This window comes from Fulvivirga aurantia (assembly GCF_009711475.1).
In the GTDB taxonomy this organism is placed as follows: Bacteria; Bacteroidota; Bacteroidia; order Cytophagales; family Cyclobacteriaceae; genus Fulvivirga; species Fulvivirga aurantia.
On sequence record NZ_SMMD01000858.1, the window covers coordinates 1 to 11,910 of the forward strand.

12 protein-coding genes are annotated in these 11,910 nt (G+C 38.2%); 4 read left to right on the top strand and 8 right to left on the bottom strand.

The window, feature by feature from the left end:
• The first annotated feature begins 38 nt into the window (after positions 1–38).
• Entirely contained in the window at positions 39–839 is an 801-nt protein-coding gene (locus E1176_RS13140) for an FtsX-like permease family protein (protein WP_185152797.1), read from the top strand.
• Positions 840–849: 10 nt separating this feature from the next.
• Here the strand turns inward: E1176_RS13140 and purN are convergent, their stop codons facing one another.
• The 3 genes from purN to E1176_RS13155 form a co-directional block, all read right to left on the bottom strand.
• On the bottom strand, positions 850–1,416 hold the full coding sequence (purN, locus tag E1176_RS13145) for a phosphoribosylglycinamide formyltransferase (protein ID WP_155211094.1): 567 nt from the start codon (positions 1,414–1,416) through the stop codon (positions 850–852).
• 8 nt (positions 1,417–1,424) lie between these two features.
• Positions 1,425–2,303 carry a geranylgeranylglycerol-phosphate geranylgeranyltransferase gene (locus tag E1176_RS13150; protein ID WP_155211095.1) on the bottom strand — a complete coding sequence of 293 codons (879 nt, stop codon included), beginning with the start codon at positions 2,301–2,303 and terminating at the stop codon, positions 1,425–1,427.
• Between the two features lie 63 nt (positions 2,304–2,366).
• On the bottom strand, positions 2,367–4,814 hold the full coding sequence (locus E1176_RS13155) for a TonB-dependent receptor (protein ID WP_155211096.1): 2,448 nt from the start codon (positions 4,812–4,814) through the stop codon (positions 2,367–2,369).
• Between the two features lie 320 nt (positions 4,815–5,134).
• Between E1176_RS13155 and E1176_RS13160 the strand changes: the two genes are divergently transcribed.
• The 3 genes from E1176_RS13160 (at position 5,135) to frr (ending at position 7,034) form a co-directional block, all read left to right on the top strand.
• Complete coding sequence (locus E1176_RS13160) at positions 5,135–5,629, top strand: acyl-CoA carboxylase biotin carboxyl carrier protein subunit (RefSeq protein ID WP_155211097.1); 495 nt, start codon at positions 5,135–5,137, stop codon at positions 5,627–5,629.
• A gap of 63 nt (positions 5,630–5,692) precedes the next feature.
• Positions 5,693–6,397, top strand: a complete 705-nt coding sequence (gene pyrH, locus E1176_RS13165; RefSeq protein WP_155211098.1) for a UMP kinase — start codon at positions 5,693–5,695, stop codon at positions 6,395–6,397.
• 76 nt (positions 6,398–6,473) lie between these two features.
• Positions 6,474–7,034, top strand: a complete 561-nt coding sequence (frr, locus tag E1176_RS13170) for a ribosome recycling factor (protein WP_155211099.1) — start codon at positions 6,474–6,476, stop codon at positions 7,032–7,034.
• A gap of 1 nt (position 7,035) precedes the next feature.
• Here frr and E1176_RS13175 read toward each other — a convergent pair whose 3' ends face one another.
• The 5 genes from E1176_RS13175 to E1176_RS13195 are packed head-to-tail and all read right to left on the bottom strand — an operon-like array spanning position 7,036 to position 11,880.
• Positions 7,036–7,725, bottom strand: coding sequence for a hypothetical protein (locus E1176_RS13175; RefSeq protein ID WP_155211100.1), 690 nt, complete (start codon positions 7,723–7,725; stop codon positions 7,036–7,038).
• 41 nt (positions 7,726–7,766) lie between these two features.
• Positions 7,767–10,370 carry a DUF5686 and carboxypeptidase regulatory-like domain-containing protein gene (locus E1176_RS13180; protein ID WP_155211101.1) on the bottom strand — a complete coding sequence of 868 codons (2,604 nt, stop codon included), beginning with the start codon at positions 10,368–10,370 and terminating at the stop codon, positions 7,767–7,769.
• 22 nt (positions 10,371–10,392) lie between these two features.
• The gene (gene nadD, locus E1176_RS13185; protein WP_155211102.1) at positions 10,393–10,965 is read right to left on the bottom strand and encodes a nicotinate (nicotinamide) nucleotide adenylyltransferase; all 573 of its coding nucleotides are present in this window, start codon (positions 10,963–10,965) and stop codon (positions 10,393–10,395) included.
• A gap of 43 nt (positions 10,966–11,008) precedes the next feature.
• Entirely contained in the window at positions 11,009–11,578 is a 570-nt protein-coding gene (gene gmk / locus E1176_RS13190; RefSeq protein ID WP_155211103.1) for a guanylate kinase, read from the bottom strand.
• Between the two features lie 11 nt (positions 11,579–11,589).
• Positions 11,590–11,880 (bottom strand): anti-sigma factor, encoded by a 291-nt coding sequence (locus E1176_RS13195; RefSeq protein ID WP_155211104.1) that lies wholly within the window; start codon positions 11,878–11,880, stop codon positions 11,590–11,592.
• Between the last annotated feature and the right edge of the window lie 30 nt (positions 11,881–11,910).

The following is an 11,910-nucleotide window of genomic DNA, read 5'->3' on the forward strand; positions in this document are numbered from 1 at the left end:
TATCCGGAAGTAATTTGGTTAATGCTTCAAGAGTGAGAGTGGACAAAGATTTTTTGAATGTATTTAAACTTAATCTTTTGGAAGGCAGATTTTATAACTATAAAGATGAATCTAAACCTCTGGAGCAAATTGTGATTAATAAAGCTCTAGCTGAAGCTCTCGGGTTTAATCAGCTTAATGATGCAGTTGGAAGTATCGTCCCAATTTTCAATAGGAATGTTGAGATCATCGGTGTTATTGACAATTTCCATTCTCAATCACCCAAACATCCTATTATGCCGAGCTTCTATACCCTGGGTCCCGGTCATAAATCATACTTATCAATTAAATTTGATACACGACAAAAAGAAAGAGCAATAAAGATCGCAAGAGAAGCATGGCGAGAGTTTTTCCTTGACAAACCTTTTGAATACTTCTTTATGAAAAACCAAATCTCGGAGCAATATCTATCTGATCAAAGATTGATGGCAGCATTGAGCTACTTTGCTATTCTAGCAGTTTTTTTGGCCGGGCTAGGTCTATTTGGAATGAGTAATTTATTTGTAAATCAACGTAGGAAAGAGCTTTCAATTAGGCGTATTTTTGGTGCTAATTTTATGCATTTGGTGTTTTTATTATCGAAAAACATCCTAATGCTACTTTTAATGAGCGCTGTTGTTGTAATCCCTCTAGCTTATATTATTAGTAACGAGTGGTTAAGTAATTATGCGTTTAAGATAGACTTAAACCCATCATATTTTATTTTACCGATCATATCAATCATAGTATTATCAGTTTCAATCATTTATACTATGATATTAAAAACTAATAAAAATGATAAGCTTGCTCAGTTGCATTAGAAATTCAATGTCACCTTTCTATAATACACTCCTCAATCACTTTTGGAAAGTGAGCGTATTCTAGTTGGTGTACTTTGTCGGCAATATCATCAACGGTGTCGGTGGCTTTCACATCGCAAGTAGCTTGAAAAAGTGTTTTACCCTCATCATACTTTTCATTCACCAGGTGTATAGTAATTCCGGTTTCTTTATCACCGTTTTCTTTCACAGCTCTATGTACGCGATCACCGTACATGCCCTTGCCTCCATATTTTGGCAGTAGAGCAGGGTGTATATTAATTATCCTATCCGGGTACGCCTCCACAAGAGCAGCCGGAATAAGTAAAAGAAAGCCCGCCAGAACAATGTAATCAATCTTCTTATCCTTTAATAGCGATAATACTTCCCCATTTTTCAACTCCTCTTTACCAAATACCTCCTGGGCTATGTTATGTTTTTTGGCTCGCTCGATTACATAAGCCTCAGGCTTGTTTGATAAGATCAAAGTAACTTCTACTGATGGATGCCCTGAAAAGTGCTTGATAATTTCTTCAGCATTTGAACCATTACCGGAGGCGAAAATTGCAATTTTTTTCATACTTTATTTTAGTAAATCACCATGCTCAATATACCTATGAGCATTACGACTTTACAATAGTTACTCAAAAGATTAAAGTGTCTTGTTGTATCCGCCTTGTACAGTTTATATGTAAGAAAACCTAGTGGAATGATAAGCAGCAGGCTAAATGTCATCATTTTGAAGCCCAAAAAAGCATAAGCAAGGGCAGCGAGGCCTATTACAAAGCTAATCTCAATAATGTAAAGCAATACCTTGGTATTTCTCAAGCCATATACTACCGGAAAAGTACGGCACCCAAATGTGAGGTCGCCCTTGACATCTTCCATGTCTTTTATGATTTCTCTTATAAGTGTGAAAGTAAATGCAAAGAGTGCATATGCTATCACCAGATAATTGAGCTCCTGATATAGTACATTAATAATATAAATAGAGAGCCCGGTGAGTACAGCTACAGTAACATTGCCCACCAGCGCTATTCTTTTTAGCTGATTGGAGTATAGCCATAGAATTAGTGCGGATAGAAAATTGATGATACCGATTTGCCACGAAAGTAAAAAACCAATACTAATACCCATAAAATTGAGAATGGTATGAGCCACCATAGCAACCCTTCTTTTTAATATTCGACCCACAACCACACGGTGAGGCTTGTTTATCAGGTCGATCTTTACATCATAATAATCATTGATGATATAGCCAGCAGCTGCAATCAATACTGAAGATAATGCTAATAGTAATAGTCTTATATCAGTAAGAGTTTCGACTATAGAACCTGATGACCTAGAAAGGTAGATAGCCGTAAAAAACTGCGCAAAGACTATAATAAGCAGATTCCAAAAACGGGTTACGAGTATAAACCCTTTAAGGGAAAAATTGGTGGGTTTTATGTTTTTAGAATCAGCCATCAGGGCATATAATTTTGGCAAAGGTATGTCCTGATGGCTAGTATTACAATAGTGGTTGATTATCTAAAATTTAAGAGTAATTGAAGCCAGAAAATTTCTCTCTGCTTGCGGATAATAATAATTCTCTCTGACAACAAAATCATCTCCTCCCTGGTAGCCGAAAGTATAGCCATTAGAGGCATACTTCTCACTCGCAATATTGTTGATTAGGAGGCTAAAGCCAAGCTCGGGTATAAAATTGGTTTTCAGTAAGTAAGTAAACCGTAGGTCGTGCACCATATACGAGTCGATGGACCTGGCTTCGTTTGAGGTATTATCGAGGTATTGTTCCCCAACATATTTCGAAAGTAGACCAATCTCAAAATTACTTACAGGGGAATAAAGTAGTTGCGAGCCTGCTATGATATTCGGAGAAAAAGAAATGTCAGTATCTTCATATTGGTTGGTAATGATGTTAAACTCATCAAAGTTTGCCCCATAATCGTAAATCACTTCTTCAAACTGACGTATTTTATTTCTACTGAGTGTTAGATTAGCTAACCATTTCCACTTTCTATCTATACTCCAGGCTGAGTTACAGTCAATACCTACCCGGTAACTATCTGCTACGTTGGTTCTAATTGCAGAGCCAACATCATTCAGTTCGCCTGTAAGCACCAGCTGATTATCATAATCCATAAGGTAGAAATTGGCATTGAACTGTAAATCACTCTGAAGTAATCGATAGCCTACCTCAAGGTTTCTCATAGTCTCGTGTTGTGGTCTACCAGGGGAATCAATAAAATCTGACCTTACAGGCTCTCGGTTAGCCACAGCGTATGATGCATAAAACGAATTATGATCATTAAGCACGTAATTGAGACCAAATTTGGGGTTGAAAAAATCAAATGCTGTCGACTCATCCAGATTTCTCAAATCATTATCAACACCCTCTATATCGTACTGCACATTTCGGTATTGCACATCTCCATATAGTGAGAGGCGATCATCAATTGCATAGTTTACTCTCAAATAGGAATTAAAATCATCTTTATCACCATCGTTATCATAATATCGGTCTTCAATAAAAGCTGTTGATGAGTACTCTGCCCAGATAATTTCACCGAAGTGATCGCCACGGTATTGGTTATAGGCTCCACCCAATATTGCTGACCATCTTTCTTTTTCATAATTAAAAGAATAAGTGAAGCCATAAAAATCATTATCTAACCACCTTCTTCTTACTAGGTCAGTAGAAGTGATGGTTGTATCACCAATAGTCACATCAGGTAAGGCGTAGTCACTGAAATCATCATCTCTTCTGTATTGCTCAAAAAAACCTCTTCCATAAGTGTAATGTAATGAAACATTACCAATCAGGTCTTTTGCTAATTCTTGTGAAATGTGCAATTGATAGTGGTCCTGCTTATAATCATCTACCTGATTATCGTACAAATACCAATTGAAGGTTCTTCCTGATGTCCTTATATTTTCAGCCTGCTCATCATCTAATCCATTATTTGCAATCACTGCCTCTATGCCTTCACTATCATTTTCCAATACAGCTTCGGGCGTTCCATACCATGATTGGTAAGTTCTCTCTGATCCACCAAATACAATGGCCTTTATAAGGGTTTTCTCACCATAATACCCCCCTGAAAAATAATATGAACTGAGATCAGAAGTAGCTCTATCTATATATCCATCTGAAGTAATCTTTGAAACACGGGCGTCTACCGACCACTTGTTATCGATCAAACCTGTACCCAGTCCTAATGTGTGTCTCCATGTATTATAAGAGCCTGTCGCATTTATCAGTTCTGCGTAAGGTTTATTTTTCCTTGTGTTGGTCTGCAAATTAATAGTACCTCCAAATGCTCCTGCGCCATTAGTTGATGTTCCCACACCACGTTGCACTTGTATATTTTGAGTTGAAGAGGCTATATCTGGTATATCTACCCAAAAAACTCCCTGCGACTCACTATCGTTGAGGGGCACACCATTGATTGTCACGTTTATTCGGGATGCATCACTACCTCTTATGCGCAATCCTGTATAACCAATACCTGCTCCAGCGTCAGAGGTTGTGACCAGCGATGGGGTCCAGTTGAGCATAAAAGGTAAATCCTGACCAAAGTTTTGCTTTTCTATTTCTTCTTTAGACAGGTTGGAGCTTGTAGTTGGCGTTTTATCTCCTGCTCGTGTAGCTGAAACAATTATTTCATCTGCTAAAAATGGTTGTGGCTGAAGCTCAATAATAGTGATCTTCTTTAGTTGTGAATTGATTACCGTACGTTGGTCTTCAAACCCTACATAACTCACGGTAACCTCTACTTCTTCTTTGCTTAATTTATTTAAGGCAAACTCTCCTTTGTAATTTGTAACGGTGCCAGTACCAGAATCAGTGGTTACAGCTGCCCCAATCAGAGGTTCTCCATTACTACTGTCAACCACTTTGCCATTTATGGCATATTGCGCATAAGATAAGCTTGCAATTGCCGTGAGGCACATGCTTAATATCAATCGTATCATTTGTAGATGTTGTTTTGTTAAATAATTGAAGTACAGGGGATTTCTTCATTTTTAACATACCTCCCTACGCCAGCATTATCCGGATCAGGTTTAAGCTCATTTATCAAGCTTTGGGTATAATCTCAGCCTTTGTTATGGGCACCCCTATAATGTAAGTGCAAAGTTGGCCAATCATGGCGCATTTATCAAACTTAGCGGGCCTATTAATAAGGCATATCTAAAACATCTTTTTCGTTTTAGCGCTTATAACAATTAGATCAGCATCAGTTTGGTTCTAAGAGTCGATGGAAACCTATATATTTGAAGACAAATTCTGAGACATGTATAAAGCAATAGTAAATGAAAAGGCGATGGAGATTGCCTTCGACAAAGACAAGATCACCATTGATGAGAATTCCTTTGATTGGGATATTGTAGAAATAGGCAAACAGTCTTTCCATATCATCCATAAAGACAAGTCGTATAGAGCAGAAGTGTTGGCTTTTGATAAGGAAGCAAAGACAGTAACGCTCCGAATCAATGGCAACAAATACACTGTTGAGGTAAAAGATAAACTTGATCTCCTGCTAGAAAGGTTGGGTATGGATAAACTAGCCAGCAATGAAATAAAAGACATAAAAGCTCCTATGCCTGGTCTGGTACTCGACATACTCATCAAAGAAGGTGACGAAGTGAAAAAGGGAGACCAGATCATGATTTTGGAAGCAATGAAAATGGAGAACGTACTTAAATCTCCGGGAGACGGCATAGTGAAGACTATTAAAGTGAAAAAAGGAGATGGTGTTGATAAAAATCAAGTAATGATTCTATTTTAGAAAAGTCTGAATATACCTCCTATATTTGCATAATTTATTAGCTCTAAACCTGCACCACACTCAATGAAATACAAAAGAATCTTACTCAAGCTTAGCGGAGAGTCTCTAATGGGATCTTCTCAATATGGAATAGATCCAAAACGCCTTCAACAATACACCGATGAAATAAAAGCGGTAAAAGAAATGGGAATTGAAATTGCTATCGTCATTGGCGGTGGCAATATTTTTAGAGGGGTACAGGCAGAAGGCTCCGGCATAGAGCGTGTGCAAGGTGATTATATGGGTATGTTAGCTACGGTAATCAACGGCATGGCACTACAAAGTGCGCTGGAGGGTGCCGGTTTATACACCCGATTGATGTCTGGTATAAAAATGGAACAGGTATGTGAGCCATTTATAAGACGTAGAGCCATAAGACACCTTGAGAAAGGTCGTATTGTGATTTTTGGAGCAGGTATTGGTAATCCATACTTTACTACAGACTCTACAGCGAGTTTGCGTGCTATAGAAATACAAGCCGATGTAGTACTCAAAGGCACAAGAGTAGATGGCGTGTACACCGCAGATCCAGAAAAAGATCCTGATGCAGAAAGATACTCAGAACTATCTTTTCAGGAGGCTTATGAGAAAAACCTCAACATTATGGATATGACCGCCTTTACACTTTGTCAGGAAAACAATTTGCCAATTATCGTTTTTGATATGAACAAGACTGGCAACTTAAAAGACCTTATGACGGGTGAAAGTGCAGGTACCTTAATCACCTGATGGTATCAAAAACTGGTACTTGCAACTATTAACATACAATTATTATATTTAGCGCATTATTATAAAAACCAACATTATGGAAGAAATTCAAATGTATTTGGATGAGGCGAAAGAGCTTATGGGCAAAGCTGTGAAGCACGTAAGAAATGAATTAGTAAAGATAAGAGCCGGAAAAGCCAGCAGCAGTATGCTTGAAGGGATAATGGTTGAATACTACGGCACACCAACTCCGCTTAGCCAAATGTCTTCTGTGACAGCACCAGATGCACGTACATTGATGATAAAGCCTTGGGAAAAGAATGTAATCCCTGAAATAGAAAAGGCTATTATGAATAGCGACTTAGGACTTAACCCTCAGAATGATGGTGAGCAGGTAATCATAAACATCCCTACACTTACTGAAGAAAGAAGACAAGGGCTTGTAAAACAGGTTAAGCACGAAGGCGAGTTAGGTAAAATTAGCATTCGTAATATTCGTAAAGATACTAACGACTCTCTGAAGCAATTACAAAAAGATGGCGTCTCTGAGGATGAAGTTAAGCGTGCTGAAGATAAGGTTCAGGCCATGACTGACGAGCACACTAAAAAAATCGATGAGGTACTTGAGTCTAAGGAGCAGGAAATAATGACTGTTTAATCTACAGTCTTTTTTTACCACCTAATCGAGCTCCAATACCAACTGCACCATGCAGAGGTACATAATCAAAAACTGGTTCTTGTGTAACAGGTAGGGAAAATCCTACCTGTGCATTAAACCTCAATTTCTTCCCAACGCTGATAAAGAAAACCGGCTCCACAAACGTAGAATTTGTGCTAAAACCAACGACATCGGCATTAGTTTCAAAGTCAGTAAATTTTATCTTAGACACCCTCAAGGCCCCACCTAGATTTACTAAGTCTAGCTTCCACCCAAAATTTCCCTGCAAAAATGACTTTCTATAATCTCCCTTAGACTCTATAATATCTGAGGAGAGAAAGAGCTCATCACTTACTGCGGACGCTTCTCCCATACCGTAACCGTAAAAAAACTCAACTTGAAATCTTGAACTACTGTCATAATGGTAGTACCCAATACCGAGCTCAGCCGCTCTATGATAGACATGTGCTGAATTAGACCAATTTTCATGATCTGAAAACGTGCCGTTTAAAATCACAACGAAATGGTCGCTTACTGCCACACCAGTATTTAAATTGAGACCTGAACTACTAAAATCACCATCTATACTTACTTCACCAGCACTATTAAGCATCGGGACAGATCTACTGTTAGGTAGGTAGACCGGACTACAAGCCGAAGCCAGAAAAAGCAAGCAAACTAAAAATCTCATTCTTTACAATGTGTTTAATTCTGTAAGTAGTCAGGTGTTGACTAAAATATATCATCAAAATTGGCCGCTATTCCCAAACGAACACCAAAGTCTTTAAACTCACCATCTACAAAGGAGGTAACTCCTTCTACTCTAAAGATTCTAAAGATATAATTAATGCCATACCCCAGTTCTACATAACTAGTGGTAATGTCATTAGCCAGGTAGTTTGTAAAAAAGCTTTCTCTTACACCTGCGAGCCTAACTATTGGTATTCGTGTAAGTAAAAATTTTCTAAACTGGTAATGGACACTCGCCTGAAAATACTCTTCTTTAGTACTGTAGGAGTAATAATCGAGGAGTCTAAAACTACCTACAGGGTTTGCGGTAGTAAAAGGAGTTCGGTTACCCATAAAATGCTTGTAATCAATAAACTGCATCTCATTATTAGTCAGGAATTTACCTCCTTGTATATAGAAGTCTACTAACCCACGAACTCCTATTTTAAAATCATATTGTACACCTAGCTCTACTAAATTATAATCAATATCACTACCGGCTACGTCTGGCAAACCTGCTGTATATTTAAATTCAAACACTGGTGAGGAGCCTGTAATGGCATATTTATGCTTGTTATATATTCTGTATTTCTGCCATGGCTTAAACTCGAGCTGTACACTGGCTGTAAGCGCTTCGTGTTCAGGAAATGAGGTGTCTGTGAGTTGTAAGTTTACCGGTTGGTTTGGTGTCAGTCGTTGGCCTTCCAGATCGAAAAACCTGTAACGTGTATTGTTAAATAGCTGTCTTCTTTGTTCAAAAGCTACATTTACTCGTGTGGTAAGTTTGTCACTAAACTTTTGACGGTGACGCAGCTCGATAAAGTCCTTTTCATAAATCTTCATGTAATTTCGTTCCAGAAAGAGATTCATGAAGGTGTTGATAATTGGATGGATGGGTTCGTCTCTATTTATCTGACTCACATAGCGCCCAAAATCAAGGTTTATACTTGAGCGCTTATTTAATTCACCAAAATCATACTGTAAATTAAAGAACCCACTAAGCTTTTCTCTTGCAAAAGCATAACGGGCTGTCGGTCCAAAACTTACCCAACTCTTATTTTCAAAAGTTTTGCTAAAAGCCAGTCTATAATCAATATTGAAGCCCTCTACTGTATTGAAAAAAGGCTTTGGGAAGTAAATCGTAAAGTATGTTTTATCCTTTAGCTTGTAACGATTGCCAAAAAGCAAGTCCTTAAGCGCAAATTTTCCGCTATTACGTTTTCTATTTAGTGTATCGCCTTCACTTTCCATTTTCCGCACATTCGCTATACTGTCGGATATTAAGTAACCTCGCTGCTCCAAATCGGTAAGTGGCACAGGCCGTATGGCTGCCCAGTAGGCAGAATCGCGCTCGTAAGCCAGTGTGTCTACTTTCATCGTGCGCTGGCTAATGATTTCAGGGTTTTCAGTCTCCTCAAGCTCAGCCTTTTCGTATGCCTTAATTACTTTATTAAGTTGCTTCCTCGTTACCTCCTCTCCTGAAGTAAGTAATTTTTGAATATCGGAAGCTTCTTCTTTATCAAACTTTTCTTCCAGCTCCGCTGCTAATTCTTTCTCTACTTTTTCATCTACAACCTCAATATCCAAATCAAGATCAGGGTTAATGGTCACTTCATAATTACTTACTGTTGCCAAATACTCCCCTTCGAACTCAAAACCTAAAACCTTACCAGATACATCAAAATCGTGGGTGACAGGCAACCAAACCTTTTCCTTTAAAGGTTCGTAAATCTGCTTTATACTAAATTTGATGCCCAACTTTGTAGTCTCCAGATCTAAACTGTGTATGCTCCAGTAATCTTCTACTATTTGTATGTAGCCCTGGAAAACATTATCTCCCCGAGACCTCGGTGTCACTTTTATTTTACTCACCTCATAACCCCTATCTCTGAAGGTGCCATCATACTCAAATCGATAATAAGAAAATGCTTTGGGAGATAATGGAGAAATCGAATTACCTACCTCAGGCTCGTAAAAAGAGCCATTGATATAGCTATTGGGGCTTGTATTGTTGTCATCACCTGAGCTGAAAATCGAAATAACATTTTCGGTATAAATATTTGGTCGCTTGTATTCAACTTCACTTACAGACTCGGTAATGAATACACGCCCTTCTTTTATACCTTCTTTTTCTAATGTTTTCCTCAGAAAGAATGGTGCATCTTTAAGCTCACCTTTACCTTTTATATACACTTTGGCCTTGTAGCCATCTATCTGCTGCGTATGAAATTTACTTTTTGCAATGGCCTTACGCATGATGGTATAGGCAGGATCTTCTTTACCGGCATATACCTGCACCCCTTGTAACACCATGGTTTGTGTTTTAAGCACTACATTAATGGTTGTATAGCTCTCCCCTATTTCTACCTCCTTAGAGACAGACTCATACCCGACATATTGATAAGTAATTGTGTACTTACCTGGCTTCAGTGATATTTCATAAAATGCATCTGCATTGGTTGTAGTGCCGGTTTCTATTTGCTTCACATAGATTGTGGCAAAAGGTAATGGTTCACCATTTTCGTTAGATATTTTACCTTTTATTCCACCAGCAATTGCGGATAGGAGACTTAGTGCTCCTAAGAGTGTAAGAAGAGTACGTTTCAACGTTGTGTTTTTTAGCCCTGACCTATATATAATACTTCTGTGCGATTATACGTTCTTCAACCGCATCGGGTACAAGATATTTGATAGATCTGTTATCTTTTATACACTTTCTGATAAACGTAGCAGAAATATCAATCATCGGAGCCTCAACCAATTTAACGTTTGCATGATTCTTCAGGTCGGAAGGTTTTGCATGAGGTCTGGGGTAAACATATAATCCATAGAGGTCTAGAATCAAATCACTGTTTTTCCACTTAGGAAAACTTTTGAGATTGTCCTCACCAATTATGAGTTTGAAAGTATGTTGTGGATGTTTTTCTGAAAGGTACGTGAGTGTGTCTATTGTATAACTTGGTTTGGGCATATTAAACTCCACATCGGTTGCCCGTAGGTGATAGTTATCATGAATTGCCGCATTTACCATATCGATACGGTCAAACTCATGTAATAGTGACTCTCTCTTTTTAAATGGATTTTGAGGTGAAACTACAAACCACACTTCGTCCAGGTCTGTAGTGGTTGCCATTACATTGGCAATAATCATATGCCCCATGTGGATTGGGTTAAATGAACCAAAAAATAGACCTACTTTCATAATTAAGATATTTTTGTTTTGAAAGTATTTTGATTGCGGGCTCCTAGCTTTCTAAGAAATCATCGACCAGTTTTTCGGCTTTCTTCAAAGACTCAGCCAGGTCTGCATTTATGAGTGTTACGTCAAATTTATCTTCAAAAGTCATTTCAAATTTAGCTTTGAAAATTCTTTGAGAAAGGCTTGCCTCGGTTTCTGTCTGTCGATCAGTAAGGCGTGATTTCAGGTCGTCCATCGAGGGCACTTTTACAAAAACTGCTAGCCCTCTATCACCAAAATATTCTTTTAAGTGTAGGCCTCCTTTTACATCTACATCGAAAATTACGTGTCTGCCTTCAGCCCAGATTCTTTCTATCTCCGCTTTAAGTGTACCATAAAAGTTACCGGCATATACTTCTTCCCACTCAATAAATTCGTCTTTATCAATTTTTTCTTTGAATTCGGTAGGTGAGAGAAAGTAGTAATCTTTTCCGTTTTCTTCGTTTCTTCCTCGCTTATCTCTTGTGCAGGCAGAAATAGAAAAGCCCAATTTAGGATTAGTTTGTATGAGATGCTTTACAATAGTTGTTTTCCCCGACCCGGATGGAGCGGAGAAGATTATAGCTTTGCCTTTCATTTAGGAAAATGTTACTCTGCCTTGTGAAAAATTTTTTCTCGGATCGAATCTACGAGATCTTGAGGAACTTCTTTGTGTGCACAGTTCTTTTTTATCAGTTCCTTAATTTTAAGATCTACATTATAGATCTCGTAATAAGGCATGCAATTCTCTACGTGTTTTTTGAAGTATTCTCTCTCTTCATCAGTCGCCTCTTCGTCTAGAACAAGACTTAGTATTTTAAGGCACTCTCCATGATCGGGTGTGTTTGCATCATCGTTGGAGGGATTCTTATGGTGTGAATCGGTAGAAGGTTTAGCCATTGTACTTAATTTTTATAACCCATTTTTTTT